We start from the raw sequence: 23,210 nt of genomic DNA, 5'->3' as shown, positions 1-23,210 counted from the left end.
GAAGGTGTACGAAGTGGGTAACCGTCTCGGATCGCGGGACACTCGTGAACGCGTTCACAAGCCTCGATAGACTACGAGAGGTCCGTCCGCAGCCTCCACGTCTCCAAAGGATCCAGCCCGTGAACAAGCCCGTCGTACTGGTCGCAGAGGAACTCTCCGAGGCAGGTCTCGCCGTCCTGGGAGCCGACTTCGAGGTCCGCCACACCGACGGCGCCGACCGCGCCAAGTTCCTGCCCGCCCTCGCCGACGTGGACGCGCTCATCGTGCGCAGCGCCACCCAGGTGGACGCGGAGGCGATCGCCGCCGCGCCCAAGCTCCGCGTCGTCGCCCGCGCGGGCGTCGGACTCGACAACGTCGACGTTGAGGCCGCGACCAAGGCAGGCGTCATGGTCGTCAACGCCCCCACCTCCAACATCACCAGCGCCGCCGAGCACACCGTCGCGCTGATCCTCGCCTCGGCCCGCAACGTCGCCCAGGCCCACGCCGCGCTCAAGGGCGGCGAGTGGAAGCGTTCGAAGTACACCGGCGTCGAGCTGGACGAGAAGGTCGTCGGCATCCTCGGTCTCGGCAAGATCGGCCAGCTGGTCGCCCAGCGCCTGCAGCCGTTCGGCGTCGAGCTGATCGCCTACGACCCCTACCTGCAGCCCGCCCGCGCCGCACAGATGGGCGTCAGGCTGGCCTCCCTCGAAGAGGTCCTGCGCGAGTCCGACTTCATCACCGTGCACCTGCCCAAGTCCAAGGAGACCGTCGGGCTCATCGGTGACCGCGAGCTGCACCAGGTCAAGCCGTCGGTTCGCCTGATCAACGTCGCGCGCGGCGGCATCATCGACGAGGGCGCCCTCTACTCCGCGATCAAGGAAGGCCGCGTCGCGGGCGCGGGCATCGACGTGTTCCCCAAGGAGCCCGTCACCGACAGCCCGCTGTTCGAGCTGGACCAGGTCGTCGTCACCCCGCACCTGGGCGCCTCGACCCACGAGGCCCAGGAGAAGGCCGGCACCCAGGTCGCGCGCAGCGTGAAGCTGGCCCTGGCCGGCGAGTTCGTGCCGGACGCCGTCAACGTCCAGGGCGGCGCCGTCGCCGAGGACGTCAAGCCGGGTCTGCCCCTGGCGGAGAAGCTCGGCCGCGTCTTCACCGCCCTCGCCGGTGAGGTCGCCACCAGGCTCGACGTCGAGGTGCGCGGTGAGATCGCCTCCCAGGACGTCCGCGTGCTGGAGCTGGCCGCCCTCAAGGGCGTCTTCACCGACGTGATCGAGGACTCCGTCACCTACGTCAACGCCCCGCTCCTGGCCAAGGACCGCGGCGTCACCGTCGAGCTGGTGACCAGCGCGGAGAGCCCCGACTGGCGCAACGTGGTGACCGTCCGCGGCGTCCTGGCCGACGGCCGCGCCGTCTCGGTCTCCGGCACGCTCTCCGGCCCGCGGCAGGTCACGAAGATCGTCGAGGTCAACGGCTACCAGATGGAGATCGAGCCGACCGACCACCTGTCGTTCTTCACCTACGACGACCGCCCCGGCGTCGTCGGCGTCGTCGGCCGCATCCTCGGCGACCACGGCATCAACATCGCCTCCATGCAGGTCGCCAGGGACGCCAAGGGCGGCAAGGCCCTCATCGCGCTGACCGTCGACTCCGCCATCCCGGCCGAGGTGATCGACCAGATCGGCGGCGAGATCGGCGCCGACAGCGGCCGCTCGGTCGACCTGGCCGACTGATCCCGGAGCACGGCTCCCACGGCCGCCGTCCCCGTTCGCGGGGCGGCGGCCGTCTGCTTTTCCGGCCGAGCCTCGTCTCAATATATGAGAAGCCTGCACGAGGGGTGAGACAGATTGCGGAGGGCCGGTTATTATGGCTGGTAATGCGCCAGGTTCTCGTACTTATTACCTGCCGCGGCGAGGCCTGACACAGGGGCGGGCCGGCAACTCGCCGCGGTGTGATGGCGTTCGTCGGCCCCGGTTTCCCGTCGATCCGTGATCCGGATCCGCGATCCGATGAGGGCCCGTGACCAGGGTCCAGGCTCCCCTTCCTCCTTCAGCCAGCTCTGTGCGAACGAGACGAGAAGCGTCATGTACGACATGTATCCCTGGAACCGTCCCGAGGACAACGAGAACGAGGCCGCCCAGGCCCTGCAGACCGCGCTGGACCGCCGCGACAACGGCGGAGTGCCCCCGCACTCCTCCTGAGCCGGGTCCCTCCGGGGCCACGGGCGGTGCGGCGCCCGGGACCGGGAGAGGCGTGGGTCAGCGGGCGAGGGCCGTACCGGCCTGGGTCGACTGCCTGATCGCCGTGTCCAGCTCGGCCCGCTCGTCGGCGAGTTCGACCCCCTTGGGGTCCGGCCGTACGGCTCCCGCGAAGCTGGCGCGGCGCCAGGCCTGCAGCTTCTCCACCTTGACCACGTCGCCGCTGCGCGGGGCGTGGACCATGTAACCGGGCTTGGTGATCATGCCGACGTGACCGAGGTTGTGGAAGAAGACCAGGTCACCGGGCTTGAGGTTCTTCCAGGAGATCTTCCTGGCGAACGCGGAGTACTGCTGGGTCGTCGTGCGGGGCAGCCGGATGCCCGCGGCGCCGTACGCGCGGAGCATCAGGCCCGAGCAGTCGAAGCCGCCCCTGCCCGTGCCACCCCAGACGTACGGTGTGCCGCGCTTGGACATCGCCCAGTTCAGCGCCTTCTTCCAGGCCGGGACCTTCCGCGCGGTCCCGGAGAATCCGGCCGGGGCGGGTTCGACGGCGGGAGCGGTGAGCGGGGTCCGGGAGCTCTCCGCGGTGGGGGCCGGGTGCGCGAGGGCGAATCCGGCGGCGGCGAGCGCGAGGAGAGGAGTGGGGGAGGTGGTGGTGAGGGAGGAGTCCGCCAGTGCGACGGCGGGTGTCGCGAGGATGGTCGAGCCGGTGACGATCAGGGTCAGGACACGGGGGTAGGTCTTGCCGTTCAGGACCGTTCCTTCCATAGGGCCGGCCGGGTGAGCTGTCGGGCTCGGGCGTGGAGGTCGCCCTACGGCGCGTGGTGGCGCCGACTCGCCCCGAGGGGCCTCGTGGAAAACGCCGGAAACGTGCTCCGCCAGACGGAGTGCGGCTCGGACGCCCCGTGGACCCCGGAAGTGGTTCCCCGGCTCCGCGCGGACCGAAAGAGGGGGATGGCCTGCGCGAATTAGGCGACGATACGAATGGCCAGGACCTTAACGAAACGGTCAAAAGATCGCAAATAGGACAAACTTTTCAGGGCCTTCCGGGGCGGGAAGTGTCCGAGGGGTGAGATCGGTGGTTCGATTATCGAGACAGAGCAGATAGGGTGCCCGTTATGGATTCGCGCAATGTTCGTCTGGCCGTCATCCCTGGAGACGGGATCGGGACCGAGGTCGTCACCGAGGGCCTGAAGGTCCTCGAAGCCGTCGGAACGAAGGTGGAGACCACCACCTACGACCTGGGTGCCGGCCGGTACCACAGAACCGGTGAGGTCCTTCCCGAGGCGGTCCTCGACGAACTGCGCGGCTACGACGCGATCCTGCTCGGCGCGGTCGGCGACCCCAGTGTGCCGCCGGGCATCCTGGAGCGCGAGTTGCTGCTCAAGCTCCGCTTCGAGCTCGACCACTACGTCAACCTGCGTCCGGTCAAGCTCTTCCCCGGCGTCGCGACCCCGCTGGGCGGCTCCCGCCCCGAGGACATCGACATGGTCGTCATCCGCGAGGGCACCGAGGGCCTCTACGCGGGCGCCGGTGGTGTGCTGCGCCGCGGCACGCCGTACGAGATCGCCACGCAGGAGTCGCTGAACACCGCCTACGGTGTCGAGCGCGTCGTCCGCTACGCCTTCGAGAAGGCGCTCAGCAGGCCGCGCAAGAAGCTGTCGCTGATCCACAAGACCAACGTCCTCACCTTCGCCGGTGACCTGTGGTCCCGTACCGTCGACCGGGTCAGCCTTGAGTACCCCGACGTCGCCACCGACTACTACCACGTCGACGCGGCCTCGATGTTCTTCGTCACCCAGCCGGAGCGGTTCGACGTGATCGTCACCGACAACCTCTTCGGCGACATCATCACCGACCTCGGCGCCGCCGTCGCCGGTGGCATCGGCCTCGCGGCCAGCGGGAACGTCAACCCCGACCGCACCGCGCCCAGCATGTTCGAGCCGGTCCACGGCAGCGCCCCGGACATCGCGGGCCAGGGCAAGGCCGACCCGACCGCCACGATCCTGTCGGTCGCCATGCTCCTGGACCACCTCGGCCTGACCGAGGAGGCGGCCAAGGTCGAGCAGGCCGTGGCCGAGGACCTGGTCGAGCGCCAGACCGGGTGGGCGAGCCGTACCACCCACGAGATCGGCGACGACATCACCGCCCGAGTAGCCGGCTGACAAGCCGCCCGCACGACCCCAGACGCGCCCGGTGGCTCAGCAGAGCCGCCGGGCGCGTCTTTTTTGTTCGTCTCACCGAGCAGGCTGCCGGATTTTGGCATATATGCAGTAGTTTTCCGGTGCCTGCTCCGTCCCAGAATGGACCGTAGGTGCACTCCGCCACGAAGAGAAGGACCGCCGCCATGACCACCGCTCAGAAGCTGACCTTCGACGTGCAGCTCTCCGACCACGCTCGCTCCACGGCCGAGCGCGAGCAGGTACTGGCGAATCCCGGATTCGGTCAGACCTTCACCGACCACATGATCTCCATCGACTACACCGAGGGGGAGGGCTGGCACGACGCGCGGCTCACGCCGTACGGCCCGCTCAGCCTCGACCCGGCGACGTCGGTCTTCCACTACGCCCAGGAACTCTTCGAGGGGCTGAAGGCCTACCGGCAGGAGAACGGCTCGATCGCCTGCTTCAGGCCGTACGCCAACGCCGCCCGCTTCAACCAGTCGGCGCTGCGCATGGCCATGCCCGAACTGCCGCAGGAGGCCTTCGTCGAGTCGATCGAACTGCTCGTGCAGACCGACCGCGAATGGGTGCCGACCACCCAGGGCCACAGCCTCTACCTGCGCCCCTTCATGATCGCCACCCAGCCCGCGCTCGGCGTCAACTACCCCTCGCGGACCTACCGCTACATGGTGATCGCCTCTCCCGCGGCGGCCTACTTCGGCGCGGCCAAGGCCGTCTCGGTCTGGCTGTCCACCGAGTACACCCGCGCGGCCCCCGGCGGCACCGGCTTCGCCAAGTGCGGCGGCAACTACGCCGCGGCCTTCGTCGCGCAGCGCCAGGCCGTCGAGCAGGGCTGTGACCAGGTCGTCTGGCTCGACGCCAACGAGCACCGCTACGTCGAGGAGATGGGCGGGATGAACCTGTTCTTCGTCTACGGCGACCGGCTGCTCACCCCCGCCCTGACCGGCACCCTCCTGCCCGGCATCACCCGTGACTCGATCCTCTCCCTGGCCGCCGAACTCGGTCTGACGGCCGAGGAGGGCCGCCTGTCGATCGAGGAGTGGCAGGCGGGCTGCGAGTCCGGCGACCTCACCGAGGTCTTCGCCTGCGGCACCGCCGCCGTGGTGAGCCCGGTCGGCTCGGTCAAGGGCGCCGACCGCGCCTGGACCGTCGGCGACGGCACCCAGGGCCCGGTCACCGCCAAGGTCCGCGAAGCCCTGGTCGGCATCCAGTACGGCTCCCGCCCCGACACCCACGGCTGGGTGCACAAGATCTGCTGATCTCGCGGACCTGAGGCCGCCGGCGACCGGGAGCGTCAGCGACGCCACCCGGCCGCCGGCGGCCTGAAGCCATGAACTCCCCCGGCCGCGCCGTCGGGCCATGTGGCGTGCGCGCGTGAGCGGCCGTCCCACGGCCGGATCCGGGAAAGTCGCCTTCGGGTGGCCGTTCCCGCTGGTCAGAGCCATCTCCGTGAACGGTTTCCGGGCGCGTCGGCGGGACGGGCGTTCCAGATCCTGAGATCAATGTGTCAAGTGGTGGTTGGGTGTGGCAGACTCCAAGACACCATGTTCTACGGTCTGCTCATTATCGGCAGGCGCGCTGGCTGAAAAAGGACACCGCCAGCGCGCAGACCTCTCACGTCCGTGAGGGGTTTTTTTGTTTCTCAGAGCCGAGAGAGCGCGCGGCGAATCACATCGAAACCCCGCGAAGGAGACTGATATGGCCGACGACCGCTTCCACGTGTACGACACGACACTCCGTGACGGTGCCCAGCAGGAGGGCCTCAACCTCACGGTCGTGGACAAGCTGGCCATCGCCCGCCACCTGGACAGCCTGGGCGTCGGCTTCATCGAAGGCGGTTGGCCGGGAGCCAACCCCAAGGACACAGAGTTCTTCAGACGGGCTCGAACAGAGCTCGATCTGAAGCACGCGCAGCTAGCCGCGTTCGGCGCGACCCGCCGAGCAGGTGTCAAGGCCGCCGACGACCCGTTGGTCGCCGCGCTGCGCGAATCCGGCGCGCCGGTCGTGACCCTTGTCGCCAAGAGTCACGACCGGCACGTGGAGCTGGCCCTTCGCACGACTCTCCAGGAGAACCTCGCGATGATCCGCGACACGGTCTCTCACCTTCGTGCGGAGGGCCAGCGAGTCTTCCTCGACGCCGAGCACTTCTTCGACGGCTACAAGTCCAACCCAGCCTACGCGCTCGAAGTCCTGCGCACCGCCGCCGAGGCGGGGGCCTCGGTCATCGCCCTGTGCGACACCAACGGCGGCATGCTCCCCGACGAACTCGCCGAGGTCGTCGCCGCCGCCGTCGCGACCACGGCCAGGATCGGCATCCACTGCCACGACGACACCGGCTGCGCGGTGGCCAACACCCTGGCCGCGGTGAAGGCGGGCGCCACCCACGTACAGGGCTGCGCCAACGGCTACGGTGAGCGCTCGGGCAACGCCAACCTGTTCACCGTGGTCGCCAACCTCCAGCTCAAGCGGGGCTTCGACCTCGTCCCGAAGGAGGCGCTGGCCGACATGACCCGCATCGCGCACGCCATCACCGAGGTCACCAACGTCACCCCGAACTCCCACGCCCCCTACGTGGGTGTCTCCGCCTTCGCTCACAAGGCCGGGCTGCACGCCAGCGCCATCAAGGTCGACCCCAACCTCTACCAGCACATCGACCCCTCCCTGGTCGGCAACGACATGCGCATGCTCGTCTCCGACATGGCGGGCCGCGCCTCCGTCGAGCTCAAGGGGCGCGAACTCGGCTACGACCTGTCGCCGGACACCTCGCGCGTCCTCGTCGAACGGGTCAAGGAGCTTGAGTCGAAGGGCTACACCTTCGAGGCGGCCGACGCCTCCTTCGAGCTGCTGCTGCGCGACACCGTCGCCGGTGACCGCAAGCGGCGCCACTTCGAGGTCGAGTCGTGGCGGGTGATCGTCGAGCGGACCCGCGACGGCGAACTGGTCAGCGAGGCCACGGTCAAGCTGCACGCCAAGGGCGAGCGGATCGTCTCGACCGGTGAGGGCAACGGCCCGGTCAACGCCCTGGACAAGGCCGTACGGCTCGGCCTGGAGAAGCTCTACCCCGAGCTCGCGGCCGTCGAGCTGATCGACTTCAAGGTGCGCATCCTTGAGGGCACCCACGGCACGGACGCCGTGACCAGGGTCCTCATCACGTCGAGCGACGATACCGGTGAGTGGGCGACCGTCGGCGTCGACGAGAACATCATCGAGGCCTCCTGGCAGGCCCTTGAGCAGGCGGTCACCTACGGCCTGCTCAGGGCGGGCCACATCGCCGACTGACCTCACAACCGAGGGGTACGGCCTGGGCCGTACCCCTCGCCGGACGGGCGGAGAGCGAGGTCAGGACAGGTTGGCGCCCGAGACCTTGAAGCTGACCTGACCTTCGGAGGTCTGCAGCCGCACCCTGCCGCCCGAGCAGGAGACCTCGGGGGAGGCGGTTCCCGGCACCACGACGGTGAGCAGCGCGCCCTCCGTGGCGGGGGACAGGACCGCGGGAGCGGCCTGCTTGTTCAGATAGGTGGGAGAGACCCAGCCCTGGAAGGGGTTCTGCTGGCCGGAGACCACCCGCTGCCCGCCGACCGGCTTGCAGGAGGGCATGGACAGCTGGACCAGCGTCGCCTTCCAGCCGGACTTGTCCTTGACCACGACCCGGCCGCCGCCGTTGGAGACCAGGGACATTTCACGGGCGAAGTGCCAGACGTTGCTCACCTTGGAGCCCCGGGGCACGGTGTCCAGCACCGCCATCACGTCATCGCCGTGGTTGACCAGCACCGACCGGGTCCTCGGCACGCCGTAGGCCCTGTCGGTCAGCCGGTAACTCTGCCTGTCCTGCCCGACCGAGGACTTGCTCAGGGCGCTGGCCGTCTTGGGACGGAACCGGGCACCGACCACGGCGGGGGTGTTGTGCGCCTCCGGCGACATCGTCCAGCGCCGGTAGGGGGTCTTCTCGTAGGAGTCGAAGCCCACGTCGACCAGGACGTCACGGCCCTGCGCGTAGTAGGTCACACCCAGGTGGTCCTCATGGCCGTGGAACCTCAGGGCCGGGCCGAACCGGATCGAGTAGAACGCCGACTCCGGCTTGCCCCAGGCGGTGCGCCCGTAGACATAGCCGTTGCCGAAGACCCGGACCGTCTTCTTGGGGTGGTCGTAACCCGAGGGCTGTACGTCTGCGCCACCGTCGCCGATCGGGACCATGAACCCGTTCGGCTGCGTCGAGTGGGCGATGAAGTCCTCAAGAGACTCCCACCGGGAGCGGATCTCGCCGGGAACCTTCCTGCCGCACTCCTCGATGCGCTCCATCGCGAGCTTGAGCCGGTCGTAGACGTAGATCGCGTACCGGGGGGCCTGCTCACGCAGTACCCCCTGGGAGTCGATGTCGAGCTTGACGGTCGTGGTCAGCCGCCGGAGCGCCAGGTTCGACCACGTCGTGTTCTTGAAGCGGCAGCCGATGCCGAACAGCGCGATGTCCTGGTCCATCCCATGGTTGTGCCCCTTCTCGTACAGGGCCGGGTTGGAGAGCATCTTGGCGTGCTCGGCCAGGCTCTTCGACAGCCAGGACTCGTTGACGTGCCTGCTCAGGCACGTCAGGGCCGGGGCGCGCAGGGCGATCGGGTGCTCCTGCCAGGCGTACGGGCTGGCCTTCGGCCCCCCGCCCCTGGGGTTGTCCGCCACCCAGTCCTTGGCGATCTCGGTGGCCCGGGCCAGATAGGCCTTCTCCCCGGTCGTCTCGTAGTCGGCGACCAGGCGGCCCATCCAGCGCAGCGAGTGGAAGACCATGCTCCAGGACCGGTTGCGGTACGGGTCGGTACGCCAGTTGACGTCCTTGCCCACCTTCACCGGCGGCAGCCCGACGAACTCGACCTTGCCCGCCATGATGTCCGCCGAGGTCGGCGTCGCCGGCAGCCAGTCTCCCTGGCACTCGGCCGTCCGCTTGACCGTTTCGGCGGCCTGCGCCGTACCGTTCGTCACGCCGCAGGCCAGGGCCAGGACGAACGAGACGGCCAGCGCTGTGTTCCTCTGCGCCGTCCGGCGGCGCCGCGAGGGTCGGGAGCCTTCGAGCCGGAGCTTTTCCTCATCTCTCCGTCGTCGTGCTCCCGCGTTCCTCAGTCCAAGCACCGACGGCGCCCAAACCAAAACCCTCACCCCTAACCGACGGCGCTCGAACCAGAACTCTCGACCCCGGCGATGAGGGGGCCAAGGTCGGCTCCTCACTCCAAGCACGGACGGCGCCAGGCCACGCCGTTCACCAGAGAAGGGGGCGCTGGACGGCTCTGTCCGCGGGGGTGTCCAGGTCGGGTCAGTTTAGCGGTGAGTCATCGGGGAAAAGCGGGCCCTCTGGTTTCTTTGTGGCTTCTGTGACCTTTTGGGGGTGAGGGGCGCCTGAGGTGCCCCCGGCGGAGCCGTTCTCGTGCCGGTCAGGGGGTGGCGCGGGCGATCTCGGTGCTCACCCAGATGTTCGAGTGGGGGAGGGGCTCACCGGCCCTGACCGCGTCGATCCACTCCGCGGTGGTCGCCACGGCGGCGAAGTTGGAGGCCATCACCACCAGCACGTGGTTGTGCAGCTCCTCGGCCGTCGCGGTGCCCGCGTTGTTGGACAGCGGGAGGGCGCCGGTCGCGTCGGACAGGAACTCCACCTTCAGGCCCAGGTGGGCGGCGTCCCGGGCGGTCGACTCGTCGCAGTTCTGGGTCATGTAGCCGGTGATGGTCACCGTGTCGATCTCCTGAGCGGCCAGCCACTCGGCCAGATCCGTCCCGGCGAAGGACGACGCCAGCGTCTTGTCCACCAGGTGGTCGTACGGCCTGCTCCCGACCTCCTCGCGCAGCTCCCAGGAGGGGCTGCCCTTCGCGAACAGCGGGGACTCGGCCGGAGCGGTGTGCCTGACGATCACCACGGGAACACCGTGCTCGCGCGCCACGTCCATGGTGGCCACGATGTTGGCGAGACTCTCCTGCCGAGGGGGGAAGGCGATCGGTAGATTGCCGGTGAAGTACTCGTTCTGGACGTCGATGACGACTAGTGCTCGCTTCATGACTCCAGCTTGACGGGGCGGACGGTGGCCGCGTGATAGTTCTCTCAGCCATCGACCACAAAAATCCGGCCCTGCCTATTCGCGGCGCCTGCGGCGCCGCGGGCTTGGGCGCTTCGAGCCAACGCTTTCCCTCGTCGCTCATCCGCTTCGCTCCTTCGCTCCTCAGTCCAAGCGTCGGCGCGCCCAAGCCGGACACTCTTCATGCACGGCGCCGGTAAGGCCCAAGCCAGGGGCCTCAAGGGGGAGTCCTTGGGTCAGGCTGGGGGGCCGAAGGCTTGGCGGTAGGTGGTGGGGGAGACGCCTACCTGGCGGCGGAAGTGGGGGCGTAGGGCCACCGCGGAGGCGAAGCCGGATCTGCGGGCCACCCGTTCGACCGGTTCGCCGGTGGTTTCGAGCAGGCGTTGCGCGTGCAGGACCCGCTGGTGGAGCAGCCACTGGGTGGGGGTGGTTCCGGTGGCCTGGCGGAAGCGCCGGTCGAAGGTGCGGCGGCTCATCATGGCCCGGGAGGACAGGGCGTCCACGGTCAGCTCCTGGTCGAGGTTGCGCAGAGCCCACTCCAGGATCTCGCCCAGCGGGTCGCCGGTCTCGGGAACCGGAACGGGATGGTCGATGTACTGCGCCTGCCCACCGGCCCTGTGCGGCGGCATCACCATGGACCTGGCGATGTCGTTGGCCACCTGGTGGCCGTAGGCCCTGCGGACGAGATGGAGACACAGGTCGATGCCGCCCGCGCTTCCCGCCGAGGTCAGCAGGTCACCCTCGTCCACGTACAGCACGTCGGGCTTGACCTCGATGCTCGGATACCTGGAGGCGAGCAGCGGGGCGTAACGCCAGTGGGTCGCGGCGGGCCGTCCGTCCAGCAGGCCGGCCGCTGCCAGCACGAACGTGCCCAGGCACAGTCCGACGACGGTCGCGCCCCTGCGGTGGGCCGTACGCAGCGCCTCAAGGGACTCGGCGGCGGGCGGCCGGTCGAGCGGGTGCCGCCAGGTCGGCACGATCACCAGGTCGGCCTCGTCCACGGCGTCCAAGCCGTACGGAGCCGACAACGCGATGCCCGCGTCCGTCCGCACCGGGCCGCCCTCGGCGGAGACCGCCCGCACGTCGAACTCCGGCGAGCCGGTACGTCGTTCGCCGAAGACCGCGATCGGCACGGAGGCCTCGAAGAGCGGGATCTCGTCGAACATCACCACGGCGATCGTCCTGAACCCCATGGCGGAATCCTATCGATGGTTGTCTCTCCGGCCACTCGCAGGTCATCGGCGGTCACGGCAGGCTGAATCGCATGAAATACGCCGAAATCGTGGTCCCCGAGACCCCGGCCACCCGCGCGGCCATCGAGGTGGCGACCGCCTACTGTTCGCCCGCGCTGCTGAACCACTCCGTGCGGGCCTACCTGTGGGCCGCGGCGTACGCCGCGATGAACGACATCGCCTTCGACGCCGAACTGCTCTACGTCTCCTCGATGCTCCACGACATCGGGCTGGTCAGGGAGTTCGACAGCCACACGGTGCCGTTCGAGGAGGCGGGGGGTCACCTCGCGTGGGTCTTCTGCGCGGCGGCCGGATGGCCGGTGGAACGGCGGGTGCGCGCCTGCGAGGTGATCGTGCGCCACATGTGGGCCGAGGTGGACGTCGAGAAGGACCCGGAGGGCCACCTGCTCGAACTGTCCACCGGCCTGGACATCTCGGGAAGACGGTCGGAGGCCTTCCCCGAGGAGCTGAGGGCCGAGATCCTCGAACGTCACCCCCGCCTCGGGATCGCCGGGGAGTTCGCCGCGTGCTTCGAGGACCAGGCGAAGCGCAAACCCACCAGCCTGGCCGGCCACTTCGTCCGCAACGGCTTCGCCGCCCGGGTCGCGTCGAACGTCCTGGACCGCTGACGCGCGGCGGCGCCCACAGTGCCCGCGAAGGGCCGTGCTCCGCCGCGCTCACGAGGCGGTGGTCAGGAACCGTTCCTGGGGCCGGTGCTCTGGACGACCTCGAAGGACCACAGGGTGGAACCGGTCGCGGCGGGCCCGCCGTGGCCATGACCGTGGCCCTGGCCGTGGCCCTGGCCGTGTCCCTGGCCGTGTCCCTGATGGGGGGCCGCCGCATGGCCGTGACCCTGCTGACCCTGCTGACCCTGTGCCGCGGCCTCGGTCGAGGCCTGGGCGTGGCCTCGCTGGAAGGCCTGGCTCTGCGTCCAGCGTTCGAAGTCCTCCTCGGACCTCCAGCGGGTGTAGACGAGGTACTGGTCGGTGCCCTCCAGCGGGCGGAGCAGCTCGAACCACTCGAAGCCGTCGGAGGACTCGACCATCCCGGCCCGTCCGGAGAAACGCTGTTCCAGCTCCTCGCGCCGCTCGGCGGGAACGGTCAGCACATTGATCTTCACAACGCTCATCGAAACTCCTTAAGGGGAGACCCGGTCCTTCTGGGTCGGAGGAAACGCGGCGCGACGTTGCAGGATTCGATAATGTGTTCGGTGGCGGCGATAACCAAGCCGCTATCCGCACGATCGGCTCCACCCTCGCCGTCGGGCCGGCGGAGAGGTGAAACGCCTGCGGAGCAGGTGTAAGACCCCAACGAAGATCCTTTTCGGGCGGGCAACCGGCGGTGAAACAGGAAACCCTGCGGGCGACCGCGGGAATCTCCTCCCCTCGGGGAGGGGAGGAGGCCAAGAACCCATCCTGCCCCACGATGGTCAGTGCCGGGCCGGTACCAGGGCCTGTTTTGTGGATCTTCACTACGGCGAAGATCCACAAAACAGGCCCTAACGCCTCTCCAGGTTCACCCTGGTGACGGCCGGTACGTGCGCCAGTTCCAGGGCTTGGCGCATGTGGGGGATGGCGCGGCGGCCGAGCTGCTCGCGCAGCGCGCTCATCGGCGCGTCCTCGTCGGCGACGACGCGCAGCCGTACGGCGGGATGGGCCTTCGTGCCGACCATCGCGGCGCTGGCGCTCAGGACCGCCGGGTGGGCGCCGACCTCGCCGGCGACCGCGTCGGCGACGGTCGAGCCGCGCACGTCGGTGGTCCCGCCGGAACCGCTCTGCAGGCGGAAGTCGCCCAGCCGGTCACGCCGTCCCTGCACGAGGAGCCAGCGCAGCCCGAGCAGGGCCAGCACGACCGCCGCCAGGGCGATCACCCACCACAGCCACGGTGAGTACGTGGCGAAGGTGGCCCGTACCGGGTCGTTGACCAGCGGTTCGTCCCCGGGCGCCACCGCCCTGGGCAGGGTGCGCGCGCCCCGGGCCAGCGTGTAGCCACCGAGAAGCAACAGCAGCACCCCCATGATCAACAGGCCGACCCTGTTGCCCCGCCCGGTCTTCCTGTTCACGACGCTCACTCTCCTCGTAGGCGTACACGCACCGGGTAGTCCTTCAGCGGGCCGAGGGCGGCGATCCGTGTGGTCACGGCCCGCTGTACGGCCTCGGCGAGCCCGGCAGGCTCGCGCAGCGGGCTGTGGGCCGTCACCTCGGCGGTCCTGCCCCGCAGCCTGACGCGGGCACGGTCGATCCCGGGCACCTGTTCCGCGGCGTGGGTCAGCGCGCGGGTGAAACCCCTTGGCTGCATGCCGATGATCAGTTCGGGGTCGCCCGTCCTGACCGGGATGAGCCTGGGCCGTCCCGGTATGAGCGCCAGCAGCACCAGCAGCAGGCCGAGCAGGGCGACCACCCCGGCGCCGAACAGCACCCTGGAGTCGTCCCACCTGGTCGTGGACGCCCAGGAGAGCATCCGGTCGTACGGTGTCCAGCGCAGCGGGCGGCCGAGCAACGCGGAGATCACCTCCGCGGCCACGACGACGCCCAGCGCCGTCATCAGCACGGCGGTGATGACGGCGGGGACCACCCGGCGCGGACGGAAGGCCCTGACGGCCGCCCTGTCCGCGGCGTGGTTCCTCGGAACCCGCGCGGGCGGAGCGGTCTCCTCCGTGACCTCCGCGCCGGGTGCGGTGGATGCCCCGGGGGCGGGACCCGTCCCGGGGACAGGAACCGGGACGGGCCTTTCCCCCGAGGTGGGGACCTGTGACCCGGGAATGGGGACGGTGTCGTCCTCCGCCTCCCGGGAGGGACTCCAGGAGGAGCCCGACGAAGGGTCCGAGGGAGGGACGGTCATCCTTCCTCCTCCCACACGGTCTGCCGGGGCGGGCCCTGCTCCTCGGGAGAGGGGACCACCCCGGTCACGTCGAGGTCGATCTGGCCGACGGACAGCCCGGTCAGCGTGTGGACGCGTTCGCCGACGTGCCGCCGGATCTCCTCGGCCGTCTCCAGCAGCGGGGCCGGATAGTCGACGGAGACCTCAAGCTCCAGCAGGGCGAGCCCTCCGTCGACGGTGGAGTGGGTGTGTCTCCCGAAGGTCAGCGGCCCCCGCTCGCGAACCTCCCGCACCCGTTCCACCTCCTTGGCCGCGCAGACCGCGATGCGGGTGACGACCCGCTCCGGGATCTCCGTCCTGCCGCGCAGCTCCGCCGGTACGGCGGGCCGTGCGGCGGCCGGAGCGGTCATCGCCGTCTCGCCGACAGCCGGGACACGTCGATCTCGCCGCCCTCGACGATGCGGCCGATGAGGAATCCGACGGCGCCGAGCACGAGCACGAGCAGGAAGGCGCCGAGGCCGCCGAACGCCGCCGCGAAACCCAGGGCGATGCCGGTGGTCAGCCCGGCCACCGACCAGATTGGGAACTGGTTCATTGAACACCTCCGATATGCACGTTCACGGCGCGGTCGCCGACCAGGGGCGCGAGCGCGAGCCGTACCTCGTCGGCGATCTCCGGCAGCGGCCGTGTCGTCCGGGCGACTATGGAGACCTCGACCTCGTCCTCACGAAGGGCGACGCCGGAGACGCGCTCCCCCGGCAGGTAGGTCGCCACGGTCCCGAAGGGGCCGCCGGACAGGTCCGCCACGTCGGGGCAGTGCCGTACGGCGTCGGCTATCTCACGCGCGAGTTCGGTCACTGGACGCGGGGTTCCTGATCGGGCTGGTCGGCCTTCTCCCCGTCCTTGTCGCCGGGCAGGTGGACGTCGTCGACCTTGATGTTGACCTCGGTCACCTCAAGCCCGGTCATGCGTTCGACGCCGGTGATCACGTTGCGGCGCACGGAGGCCGCCAGGTCGGGGATGGCCACGCCGTACTCGACGACCAGGTCGAGATCGACCGCCGCCTGCCGTTCGCCCACCTCGACGGACACACCCTGGGTGGCGGTGCTCTTGTCACCGCCGACGATGCCGCGTACGGCGCCCAGCGCCCGTGCCGTTCCGGCGCCCATGTTGTAGACGCCGTTCACCTCTCTGGCCGACAGGCCCGCGATCTTCGCGACGACCCCGCTGTCGATGCTGGTGGTCCCCTTGGGGGTCACCAGGCCTCCCTGGCTCGCGGCGACGTCGGTCCGAGCCTGCGGCGCGGGGTTGCCCTCGCCCCTCGGCCTGTTCACCGTGTTGGCTTCGGTCACGTCGATTCCCTCCCCCGAGGGGAAGACGCTCGGCTTCCCCGGAAGTTACCTATGCCTCTCATACCCCCCACATGGGCACTAACCAGCACATACTTCTTCTTAGAAAAATCCTTTATATGAGCATTTAGGGTTTTTGTTGATCTTTTTGGAATCGAGTGCTTTATGCGTGCTTTGGGGGAGTGATGGGGGTGAAGAGAGGTACGGACGGTCCGGCGGGACGCGGGGTCCGACTAGCCTTGTCGTGTGCGTATAGCGAGGTTCTCCACAGGTGAGGGTGTCGGGTTCGGCGTGGTCGAGGGCGGGCCAGGCGAGGAGTTCATCTCCGCGATCTCCGGGCACCCGTTCGGCCCGATCCAGTTCACCGGTGAGCGTCACTCGCTCTCGCGGGTCAGGCTGGTCGCGCCGATGCTGCCCAGCAAGGTCGTCGCGATCGGCAAGAACTACGCCGACCACGCCAAGGAGATGGGTGGCGAGGTCCCCGACGAGCCGCTGGTCTTCCTCAAGCCCTCGACCTCGGTGATCGGGCCGGGAGAGTCCATCTCCTACCCGACCGGGCTGAGCAGCAGGGTCGACTACGAGGGCGAGCTCGCGGTGGTCATCGGCAGGCTCTGCCGTGAGGTCCCCGCGGAGCGCGCCCATGAGGTGATCTTCGGCTACACGTGCGCCAACGACGTCACCGCCCGTGACCTGCAGAAGAAGGACGTGCAGTTCACCCGGGCCAAGGGGTTCGACACCTTCTGCCCGCTCGGCCCGTGGATCCAGACCGAACTCGACGTGACCGACGTCGGCATCACGACGACGGTGAACGGCCAGGTCAGGCAGAGCTCTCGCACCTCCAAGCTCATCTATGACATCCCCACGCTGATCGCCCACGTCAGCGCGGTCATGACCCTCATCCCCGGCGACGTGATCCTGACCGGGACACCGGAAGGGGTCGGCCCGCTCGACGTCGGCGACGAGGTCAGCGTCGCCATCGAAGGAATCGGCACTCTCACCAACCGGGTGGTCTCCCGTGATTAGGGTTCGTTTCGCCCCGTCCCCCACCGGCATGTTCCACGTCGGCGGCGCGCGTTCCGCGCTGTTCAACTGGGCGCTGGCCGAGCAGTCGGGCGGCAGGTTCGTGCTGCGCATCGAGGACACCGACGCGGCCCGCAACCGCCCCGAGTGGACCGAGGGCATCATCTCCGCGCTGGCCTGGATCGGCATCAACGAGGAGAGCCCCCTCTTCGAGGGGCCCTACTTCCAGTCGTCCTACGCCGAGCAGCACAAGGAGGCCGTGGCCAAGCTGGCCGCCGACGGCCGCGCCTACTACTGCACCTGCACCCGCGAGGACGTCAAGGCCCGCACCGGCTCCGAGCACCAGGGCTACGACGGCTTCTGCCGCGACCGCGGCCTGACCGAGGGCGCCGTACGGTTCCGCACCCCCGACGAGGGCGTCACCGTGGTCGAGGACCTCGTCCGCGGCACGGTCGAGTTCCCCAACAACGCGATGGAGGACTTCGTCATCGCGCGCGGTGACGGCTCTCCGCTGTTCGTCCTGGCCAACGTGGTCGACGACGTCGAGATGCGCATCAGTCACGTGGTCCGCGCCGAGGAGCACCTGTCCAACACCCCCAAGCAGCAGCTGCTCTGGCAGGCGCTCGGCCTCACCCCGCCCGTGTGGGCGCACGTGCCGGTCATCGTCAACGAGAAGCGCCAGAAGCTGTCCAAGCGCCGCGACAAGGTGGCCCTGGAGTCCTACCGCGACGAGGGCTACCTGCCGGAGGCGATGGTCAACTACCTGATGCTGCTCGGCTGGGGGACCGGCGAGGACCGGGAGATCATGCCCTGGTCGGAGATGGTGCCGAGGTTCAGGCTGGAGGACGTCAACCCGTCCTCGGCCTTCTTCGACGAGAAGAAGCTGCGGGCCTTCAACGGCGAGTACATCAGGGCGCTGTCCCCTGAGGAGTTCGTCGCCCGCTGTGAGCCGTGGCTCGAACCCGGCTGGGACCGCGAGACCTTCGCCAAGATCGCCGAACTGGCCCAGACCCGCATCTCGGTCCTGTCGGAGATCAGGGACAACGTCGACTTCCTCTTCCTGGACGAGCCCGTCTTCGACCAGGCCTCGTGGGACAAGGCCATGAAGACCTCCGCCAAGGAGATCCTCACCGGCTACCTCGCCCGCCTGGAGACGGTCGCGATGGACCCCGACTCGCTCAAGACCGCGCTTGAGGAGGTCGGCGCGGAGCACGGCCTCAAGCTGGGCAAGGCCCAGGCCCCGGTCCGGGTGGCGATCACCGGCAGGACCGTCGGACTGCCGTTGTTCGAGTCGATCGAGGCCCTCGGCCGGGAGCGGTCCGCGGCCCGGATCCGCGCCGCGCTCGCCAGGCTCGAAGCCTGAGGCTCGAAGAGGAGACCGGGACGAGGACGAGCGTGAGGGCGATGGCGGCACCCGCCGCCATCGCCAGCCAGACCCCGGTCACCCCCAGCAGGGGCCCCAGGAAGTAGGCGCAGGAGAGCTGGACCGCGAAACCCGTGAGGGTCGCGGCCAGCAGCCTGCCGCCTCGCCCGCTCGCCTGGAACGCCCCGCCGACGGCGATCAGGCCGCCGAACGGGACAAGATACAGCGGCATCCAGCGCAGGAAGCCGACGGCCGCGTCGGTAACGTCGGGATCGTCGGTGAACAGACCGGTCACACCCCGCGCGGAGAGAGCCAGCACGACGCCGACGACCAGACCCGTCAGCAGTCCGTACGGCAGGGCGGGGCCCGCCTCGCCCGAGCGGGCCGTCTGGATGGTGCTCGCCTGGCGGAGCGCGTAGAACGCCATCACCCCGGCCAACATGATCTTCAGGCCGATGCCGTAGCCCGCCAGATCGGCCACCCCGAAGCCGCCGACCACCCCGACCATGGTCATGCCGACGAGCGCCCTGGCCAGGAAGTCCCCCGACAGGGGAAGCCCGGCCCGGAGGATCTCGGCGGCGTCGCGGCGGTTCGGGCCCTGCCGCGCGTCGCGGGGCGTGCGTCGTAGGAGGATGGTCAGGGAGAGCGCGAGCGTCACCGCGCGGGCCAGTACCGTCGCCCAGGCGGCCCCCTGGACACCCAGGCCGAACGAGTAGATGAACAGCGGGTCGAGGGCGATCACCAGAACGTTGCACAGCAACGCGACACGCATGGGGGTGGTCGTGTCGCCCCGCCCCTTGAAGATTCCGTCTGTGAGCGACTGGGCGTAGAAGACGGGAATCCCGGCCAGCGAGACCAGGAAGAATTCGGCGGTCAGCGCGGCCGTCGCCGGATCGTCGGTGAAGAGCGCCGCCAGCGGCTCCCGCGCCAGGACCCCGGGCACCGTGACCGCCAGGCTGACGACCGCCCACAGCAGCCACGCCGTACGGACCACGGGCGTGAGCGGTCCGGACCCGTCGCGCCTGCCGACCACGATGGTCGTCCCGGTCCCGACCGCCAGGACGACGCCCAGGGCGAGGTGTTCCACGGTGGTCGCGATCGTCACCGCGGCCACGGCCGGGCCGCCGAGGCCCGAGACCCAGAACAGGTCGATCAGGCCGACCGCGACCACGGCGGTCAGCAACTCCACGTAGACGGGCAGGGCCAGGCGGATCAATGACATCACTGTACCTCTTTTCGAGCTATATCGTTTAGAGGTATAGCGATACGATGCACCCGTGGCAAACGGTGATCTGTCCCTGTCGATCCTCGGCCTCCTGGGGGAGGGGCCGATGCACGGCTACGAGCTCAAGGGCCGCATCCTGGAGATGAGCGGTCACCTACGGCCCGTCAGCGACGGAGCCCTCTATCCGGCGATCGCCCGCCTGGAGAGGGCCGGGCTCGTGGCACGACACGAGGAGGAGGGGACGGCGGCGGCCCGCAGGCAGGTCCTCACCCTGACCGAGGAGGGTCGGGCGGAGCTGTGGCGCAGGCTCTCCGAGCCCGCCGATCTCGACATCAGCGACCAGACCCGCTTCTTCGGGCTGCTGGCCTTCCTGGCCCAGCTCCCCGACCCCGCAGCCCAGGCGAGGGTGTTGCGCCGCCGTCTCGACTTCCTGGAGACCCCGGCCGGGTTCTTCTACCGGGACGGCAGGCCTCTACGCGCCGAGGAGGTCGCCGACCCCTTCAGGCGGGGCATGCTGCTGGTCGCCAGGGCCACCTCCGCCGCCGAACGACAGTGGCTGAGAGAGGCCCTGGCGACCCTGGAGGGCCCTGACGTCCGGTCGGTCAGTGGGGCGTGCGGTCCGGAACGGTGATGGGGAAGAAGGGGCTGACCCCGTACTCCTGAAGCCACAACGCGGCAGAGGCGCCCGTCCGAGCCGGATCGAGAGACCCGGCCCAGACTCGATCCAACCCCCACGTCGCATGTGAGGGGTTCGTCTTGTGCTTCCCCGGTGCCGCGTGTGAGGGATGTCGGCTTGGGCGCGTCGGTGTCTGGACTGAGGAGCGAAGGAGCGCAGCGGATGAGCGACGAGGGAAGACACCGACCCGAGGCGCCCAAGCCCGCGCCGCCGCAGGCGGAGCAAAGAGACATGGCTTGGGTGCGTCGGTGCTTGGACTGAGGAGCGAAGGAGCGCAGCGGATGAGTGACGAGGGAAAGCACCGACTCGAAAGCGCCCAAGCCCGCGGCGCCGAAGGCGTCGCAAAGAGACACAGCCCGCGGCGCCGCAGGCGGCGCAAAGGTTAACGCAGTCCGCGACGCTCCAGCAGCGGCTCGATCCGTGGGTCGTGTCCCCGGAAGGCCCGGAAGGCGTCCATGACGTCCATGGAGCCGCCGACGGACAGCAGGGCCGACCTGAAGTGGTCACCGTTCTCGCGCCTGAGGCCGTCGTTCTCCTTGAACCACTCGACGCTCTCGGCGTCCAGCACCTCGCTCCAGATGTAGGAGTAGTAGCCGGCGCTGTAGCCGCCCACACCGCTGGAGAAGATGTGCGCGAAGTAGTTGGTCCGGTAGCGGGGGCGGACGAGCTCGAAGGCGATTCCAGCGCTTTGCAGGGCATGCGCCTCGAAGGCCTCGGGGTCCTCGACGGTCTGGCCGGGCGCCAGCTTGTGCCAGGCCCAGTCGAGCAGCGCGGCGGCGAGATACTCCACGGTCGCGAAGCCCTGGTTGAACTTCTCCGCGGCCTTCATCTTCTCCAGCAGTTCGGCGGGCACCGGTTCGCCGGTCTCGTGGTGCCTGGCGAAGTTGGCGAGGACGGAGGGCCAGGTCGCCCACATCTCGTTGACCTGGGAGGGGTACTCAACGAAGTCCCTGGGCACCTCGGTGCCGGAGACCCGGGGGAAGCGGACGTCGGAGAACAGTCCGTGCAGGGCGTGGCCGAACTCGTGGAAGGCGGTGGTGACCTCGTCGAAGGTCAGCAGCGTCGGGCCCTGCGTAGGCTTGGTGATGTTGAGGTTGTTCATCACCACCGGCAGGTGGCCGAACAGGTGCGACTGGTCGACGAGGTTGTTCATCCACGCGCCGCCCCGCTTGGTCGGCCGCGCGTACGGGTCGAAGAGGAACAGGCCGAGCTGTGAGCCGTCGGTGTCGAACACCTCGAAGGTCCGCACGTCCGGGTGGTACCCGGCGAGGTCGTCCCGCTCGGTGAAGGTGATCCCGTACAGCTCGCCGGCGGCGTGGAAGACGCCGTCGCGAAGCACCCGGTCCAGTTCGAAGTAGGGGCGCAGTTCGGCGCCGTCGAAGTCGTAGCGCGACTTGCGCACCTTCTCCGCGTAGAACGACCAGTCCCACGGCTCGATGGGGAATCCGGCCTCCTGCGCCAGCGCCTCGGCCTCCCGGCGGGCGTTGGCCACCGCGGGGCCGACGAGCTTGCCGAGCATCTCCTCGACGGCCTCGGTGGTCTTGGCCGTCTGGTCGGCCACGGAGTAGGCGGCGTGGTCGGAGTAGCCGAGCAGGGCGGCGCGTTCCGCGCGCAGGGTGGCCAGCCGTACGGCCAGGCCGAAGTTCTCCGGCGCCCGGTTCACCGAGAGCTCGTAGAGCCTTCTGCGGGTGTTCCGGTCGGTCAGTTCGGCCAGGGCGGGCTGGTTGGTGAAGTTGAGCAGCGGCAGGACGTACTCGCCGTCCTTCTCGATCGCCTTGATCGCGCTCTCGGAGAGCCCGTCGAGTTCGGCGGGGTCGCCGACGACGAGGGCGGAGGCGGTCGAGGCCTTGAGCAGGTTCTGGGAGAAGGAGGTGGCGAGCCGGGTCAGTTCCTCGTTGAGCTCACGCAGCCGCAGCTGCTCGGGCTCGGACAGGTCGGCGCCCGCCCTGACGAAGTCCACCCGGTACTTCTCCAGCAGCCACGCCTCCTGGGGGTCGTCGGTGGTGACCTGCTTGATCCGCGCGTAGAGGGCGCGGTTCAGCCGGATGGCGTCGTCGTGCTTGGTCAGCTTGGGGAAGATCTCGGTCTCGATCTCCCGGATGCGGTCGGTGGCGTCCGAGGCGGCGACGCTGGAGAAGACGATCGTCGTCCTGTACAGGATCTGCCCGGAGCGTTCGAGGGCCTCGACGGTGTTGGCGAACGTTGCGGGCTCGGGGTTGGCGGTGATCGCCTCGACCTCCCGGAGCTGTTCCGCCATGCCGTGTTCGAAGGCGGGCAGGTAGTGCTCCTCCCGGATCCGCGCGAAGTCCGGCAGCCGGTACGGCAGCGCGCTGGGAGCGAAGAAGGGGTTCTCAGCCAAGGTAAGGGCTCCTCACGTGAGACCGGATCGGACCGGATCGGATCGTCTGCAGCAGCGTCGCACAGCCCCCTGCCGGGGGACAGCGGAGGCACCGGGGAGGCCTCCCGCGACCGGGGCGGCCAATCGTTTTGGCCTTGACCCCCAACCTGGGCTATTCTTTCGGAGTCGCCAGCGAGCCCCGCAAGGGGGTCAAGGGCGGTGGGGTATGGTGTAATTGGCAACACGACTGATTCTGGTTCAGTTATTCTAGGTTCGAGTCCTGGTACCCCAGCTGCGTCTCCCTTCAGGAGACGCCGCGGATTCCGTCTCAATGGGATCCGACGACAGTGTCACGGTCCCGTCGTCTAGTGGCCTAGGACGCCGCCCTCTCAAGGCGGTAACGCCGGTTCGAATCCGGTCGGGACTACCACTGTCAGCATCGCAAGGCTCCGTCGTCTAGTGGCCTAGGACGCCGCCCTCTCAAGGCGGTAGCGCCGGTTCGAATCCGGTCGGGGCTACCCAGGTGAACCCTCGGAAGCGCAGGCTTCCGAGGGTTTTCTGCTTTTCAGGAAAAGCGGTCCGCGGAAATACGCGTCCGCGGGTGATCGTTCCCACCGGGAGAATCGTCTTCGGGTGGAAAAAAGACCGCGGTGGGGCCCCCCCCGGGGGGCCCCCCCCGGGGGGGGGGGGGGGGGTTTGGGGGGGGGGGGGCTGGCCCGCGTTGGGGGCGTGCCGCCCCGGGGGGGGGGGGGGGGGGTGGCGGTCGGCGACCCGGGCGCCACC

21 protein-coding genes, 3 tRNA genes and 1 riboswitch are annotated in these 23,210 nt (G+C 69.2%); of the genes, 11 read left to right on the top strand and 13 right to left on the bottom strand.

From position 1 onward, the window contains the following. Positions 1-119: 119 nt before the first annotated feature. Positions 120-1,709 (top strand): phosphoglycerate dehydrogenase, encoded by a 1,590-nt coding sequence (serA, locus tag ACIBVQ_RS36065; RefSeq protein ID WP_352010246.1) that lies wholly within the window; start codon positions 120-122, stop codon positions 1,707-1,709. Between the two features lie 525 nt (positions 1,710-2,234). On the opposite strand, the gene ACIBVQ_RS36060 is transcribed toward serA, so the two are convergent. Beyond that, positions 2,235-2,942, bottom strand: coding sequence for a C40 family peptidase (locus tag ACIBVQ_RS36060; protein WP_399183129.1), 708 nt, complete (start codon positions 2,940-2,942; stop codon positions 2,235-2,237). Then, a riboswitch (cyclic di-AMP (ydaO/yuaA leader) is annotated at positions 2,930-3,144 on the bottom strand. Its footprint overlaps the gene before it by 13 nt. 148 nt (positions 3,145-3,292) lie before the next feature. On the opposite strand from ACIBVQ_RS36060, the gene ACIBVQ_RS36055 reads away from it, so the two are divergent. The 3 genes from ACIBVQ_RS36055 to cimA all read left to right on the top strand — a co-directional run bounded on the left by ACIBVQ_RS36055 (position 3,293) and on the right by cimA (position 7,636). Beyond that, the gene (locus tag ACIBVQ_RS36055) at positions 3,293-4,339 is read left to right on the top strand and encodes a 3-isopropylmalate dehydrogenase (RefSeq protein ID WP_352010248.1); all 1,047 of its coding nucleotides are present in this window, start codon (positions 3,293-3,295) and stop codon (positions 4,337-4,339) included. A gap of 182 nt (positions 4,340-4,521) precedes the next feature. Beyond that, positions 4,522-5,616, top strand: a complete 1,095-nt coding sequence (locus ACIBVQ_RS36050) for a branched-chain amino acid aminotransferase (protein ID WP_352010249.1) — start codon at positions 4,522-4,524, stop codon at positions 5,614-5,616. 439 nt (positions 5,617-6,055) lie between these two features. Further along, the gene (gene cimA, locus ACIBVQ_RS36045; protein ID WP_399183126.1) at positions 6,056-7,636 is read left to right on the top strand and encodes a citramalate synthase; all 1,581 of its coding nucleotides are present in this window, start codon (positions 6,056-6,058) and stop codon (positions 7,634-7,636) included. 60 nt (positions 7,637-7,696) lie between these two features. On the opposite strand, the gene ACIBVQ_RS36040 is transcribed toward cimA, so the two are convergent. The 3 genes from ACIBVQ_RS36040 to ACIBVQ_RS36030 form a co-directional block, all read right to left on the bottom strand. Beyond that, positions 7,697-9,325: a heparinase II/III family protein gene (locus ACIBVQ_RS36040; RefSeq protein ID WP_386187336.1), complete on the bottom strand. Its 1,629-nt coding sequence runs from the start codon at positions 9,323-9,325 to the stop codon at positions 7,697-7,699. Between the two features lie 446 nt (positions 9,326-9,771). Next, a complete protein-coding gene (locus ACIBVQ_RS36035) occupies positions 9,772-10,386 on the bottom strand; it encodes a cysteine hydrolase family protein (protein WP_362909428.1) in 615 nt (204 codons plus the stop codon). Between the two features lie 254 nt (positions 10,387-10,640). Beyond that, the gene (locus ACIBVQ_RS36030; RefSeq protein WP_399183124.1) at positions 10,641-11,597 is read right to left on the bottom strand and encodes a GlxA family transcriptional regulator; all 957 of its coding nucleotides are present in this window, start codon (positions 11,595-11,597) and stop codon (positions 10,641-10,643) included. A gap of 71 nt (positions 11,598-11,668) precedes the next feature. Between ACIBVQ_RS36030 and ACIBVQ_RS36025 the strand changes: the two genes are divergently transcribed. Continuing rightward, positions 11,669-12,265, top strand: coding sequence for an HD domain-containing protein (locus tag ACIBVQ_RS36025; RefSeq protein ID WP_352010254.1), 597 nt, complete (start codon positions 11,669-11,671; stop codon positions 12,263-12,265). Positions 12,266-12,327: 62 nt separating this feature from the next. Here the strand turns inward: ACIBVQ_RS36025 and ACIBVQ_RS36020 are convergent, their stop codons facing one another. From ACIBVQ_RS36020 to ACIBVQ_RS35990, 7 genes are all read right to left on the bottom strand, one after another. Beyond that, positions 12,328-12,765: an antibiotic biosynthesis monooxygenase family protein gene (locus tag ACIBVQ_RS36020; protein ID WP_399183122.1), complete on the bottom strand. Its 438-nt coding sequence runs from the start codon at positions 12,763-12,765 to the stop codon at positions 12,328-12,330. 369 nt (positions 12,766-13,134) lie between these two features. Beyond that, complete coding sequence (locus ACIBVQ_RS36015) at positions 13,135-13,698, bottom strand: hypothetical protein (RefSeq protein ID WP_399183120.1); 564 nt, start codon at positions 13,696-13,698, stop codon at positions 13,135-13,137. 5 nt (positions 13,699-13,703) lie between these two features. Continuing rightward, positions 13,704-14,477, bottom strand: a complete 774-nt coding sequence (locus tag ACIBVQ_RS36010; protein ID WP_352010257.1) for a DUF6286 domain-containing protein — start codon at positions 14,475-14,477, stop codon at positions 13,704-13,706. Beyond that, positions 14,474-14,866 carry an Asp23/Gls24 family envelope stress response protein gene (locus ACIBVQ_RS36005; RefSeq protein ID WP_399183117.1) on the bottom strand — a complete coding sequence of 131 codons (393 nt, stop codon included), beginning with the start codon at positions 14,864-14,866 and terminating at the stop codon, positions 14,474-14,476. Before ACIBVQ_RS36005 ends, ACIBVQ_RS36010 begins: the two co-directional genes overlap by 4 nt. Further along, complete coding sequence (locus tag ACIBVQ_RS36000; RefSeq protein WP_352010259.1) at positions 14,863-15,051, bottom strand: hypothetical protein; 189 nt, start codon at positions 15,049-15,051, stop codon at positions 14,863-14,865. The genes ACIBVQ_RS36005 and ACIBVQ_RS36000 overlap by 4 nt, the downstream gene beginning before the upstream one ends. Beyond that, positions 15,048-15,314 carry a hypothetical protein gene (locus ACIBVQ_RS35995; protein WP_352010260.1) on the bottom strand — a complete coding sequence of 89 codons (267 nt, stop codon included), beginning with the start codon at positions 15,312-15,314 and terminating at the stop codon, positions 15,048-15,050. Before ACIBVQ_RS35995 ends, ACIBVQ_RS36000 begins: the two co-directional genes overlap by 4 nt. Further along, positions 15,311-15,808 carry an Asp23/Gls24 family envelope stress response protein gene (locus ACIBVQ_RS35990; RefSeq protein WP_386187315.1) on the bottom strand — a complete coding sequence of 166 codons (498 nt, stop codon included), beginning with the start codon at positions 15,806-15,808 and terminating at the stop codon, positions 15,311-15,313. The genes ACIBVQ_RS35995 and ACIBVQ_RS35990 overlap by 4 nt, the downstream gene beginning before the upstream one ends. A 243-nt stretch (positions 15,809-16,051) precedes the next feature. Between ACIBVQ_RS35990 and ACIBVQ_RS35985 the strand changes: the two genes are divergently transcribed. Further along, entirely contained in the window at positions 16,052-16,828 is a 777-nt protein-coding gene (locus ACIBVQ_RS35985; protein WP_352010261.1) for a fumarylacetoacetate hydrolase family protein, read from the top strand. 28 nt (positions 16,829-16,856) lie between these two features. Continuing rightward, positions 16,857-18,188, top strand: coding sequence for a glutamate--tRNA ligase (gltX, locus tag ACIBVQ_RS35980; RefSeq protein WP_399183196.1), 1,332 nt, complete (start codon positions 16,857-16,859; stop codon positions 18,186-18,188). On the opposite strand, the gene ACIBVQ_RS35975 is transcribed toward gltX, so the two are convergent. Then, complete coding sequence (locus tag ACIBVQ_RS35975; RefSeq protein ID WP_399183113.1) at positions 18,082-19,410, bottom strand: MATE family efflux transporter; 1,329 nt, start codon at positions 19,408-19,410, stop codon at positions 18,082-18,084. The two genes, gltX and ACIBVQ_RS35975, sit on opposite strands and share 107 nt — an antisense overlap. A 55-nt stretch (positions 19,411-19,465) precedes the next feature. Between ACIBVQ_RS35975 and ACIBVQ_RS35970 the strand changes: the two genes are divergently transcribed. After that, positions 19,466-20,044 (top strand): PadR family transcriptional regulator, encoded by a 579-nt coding sequence (locus ACIBVQ_RS35970; RefSeq protein ID WP_399183111.1) that lies wholly within the window; start codon positions 19,466-19,468, stop codon positions 20,042-20,044. Positions 20,045-20,471: 427 nt separating this feature from the next. Here ACIBVQ_RS35970 and ACIBVQ_RS35965 read toward each other — a convergent pair whose 3' ends face one another. Then, positions 20,472-22,448, bottom strand: coding sequence for a M3 family metallopeptidase (locus ACIBVQ_RS35965; RefSeq protein ID WP_362909416.1), 1,977 nt, complete (start codon positions 22,446-22,448; stop codon positions 20,472-20,474). A 199-nt stretch (positions 22,449-22,647) separates the two neighbouring features. Here ACIBVQ_RS35965 and ACIBVQ_RS35960 point away from each other — a divergent pair. The 3 genes from ACIBVQ_RS35960 (at position 22,648) to ACIBVQ_RS35950 (ending at position 22,945) form a co-directional block, all read left to right on the top strand. Beyond that, positions 22,648-22,719, top strand: a tRNA-Gln gene (locus tag ACIBVQ_RS35960). A 62-nt stretch (positions 22,720-22,781) separates the two neighbouring features. After that, a tRNA-Glu gene (locus tag ACIBVQ_RS35955) sits at positions 22,782-22,857 on the top strand. Positions 22,858-22,872: 15 nt separating this feature from the next. Next, positions 22,873-22,945 (top strand) — tRNA-Glu (locus ACIBVQ_RS35950). The last annotated feature ends 265 nt before the right edge of the window (positions 22,946-23,210 follow it).

This window comes from Streptosporangium sp. NPDC049376, from assembly GCF_044466505.1.
Classification (GTDB): domain Bacteria; phylum Actinomycetota; class Actinomycetes; order Streptosporangiales; family Streptosporangiaceae; genus Streptosporangium.
Note: the sequence above shows the minus strand (reverse complement) of the source record. Positions and strands in the feature narration are given on the sequence as shown.

What these genes read in the sequence shown, in the direction of transcription:
- ACIBVQ_RS36035 (WP_362909428.1), bottom strand. Translation starts at nt 10,386, where the DNA reads ATGAAGCGAGCACTAGTCGTCATCGACGTCCAGAACGAGTACTTCACC.
- ACIBVQ_RS36005 (WP_399183117.1), bottom strand. Translation starts at nt 14,866, where the DNA reads ATGACCGCTCCGGCCGCCGCACGGCCCGCCGTACCGGCGGAGCTGCGC.
- ACIBVQ_RS36000 (WP_352010259.1), bottom strand. Translation starts at nt 15,051, where the DNA reads ATGAACCAGTTCCCAATCTGGTCGGTGGCCGGGCTGACCACCGGCATC.
- ACIBVQ_RS36010 (WP_352010257.1), bottom strand. Translation starts at nt 14,477, where the DNA reads ATGACCGTCCCTCCCTCGGACCCTTCGTCGGGCTCCTCCTGGAGTCCC.
- ACIBVQ_RS36025 (WP_352010254.1), top strand. Translation starts at nt 11,669, where the DNA reads ATGAAATACGCCGAAATCGTGGTCCCCGAGACCCCGGCCACCCGCGCG.
- cimA (WP_399183126.1), top strand. Translation starts at nt 6,056, where the DNA reads ATGGCCGACGACCGCTTCCACGTGTACGACACGACACTCCGTGACGGT.
- ACIBVQ_RS36020 (WP_399183122.1), bottom strand. Translation starts at nt 12,765, where the DNA reads ATGAGCGTTGTGAAGATCAATGTGCTGACCGTTCCCGCCGAGCGGCGC.
- ACIBVQ_RS36055 (WP_352010248.1), top strand. Translation starts at nt 3,293, where the DNA reads ATGGATTCGCGCAATGTTCGTCTGGCCGTCATCCCTGGAGACGGGATC.
- ACIBVQ_RS36060 (WP_399183129.1), bottom strand. Translation starts at nt 2,942, where the DNA reads ATGGAAGGAACGGTCCTGAACGGCAAGACCTACCCCCGTGTCCTGACC.
- gltX (WP_399183196.1), top strand. Translation starts at nt 16,857, where the DNA reads ATGTTCCACGTCGGCGGCGCGCGTTCCGCGCTGTTCAACTGGGCGCTG.
- ACIBVQ_RS36050 (WP_352010249.1), top strand. Translation starts at nt 4,522, where the DNA reads ATGACCACCGCTCAGAAGCTGACCTTCGACGTGCAGCTCTCCGACCAC.
- ACIBVQ_RS35975 (WP_399183113.1), bottom strand. Translation starts at nt 19,410, where the DNA reads ATGTCATTGATCCGCCTGGCCCTGCCCGTCTACGTGGAGTTGCTGACC.
- ACIBVQ_RS36030 (WP_399183124.1), bottom strand. Translation starts at nt 11,597, where the DNA reads ATGGGGTTCAGGACGATCGCCGTGGTGATGTTCGACGAGATCCCGCTC.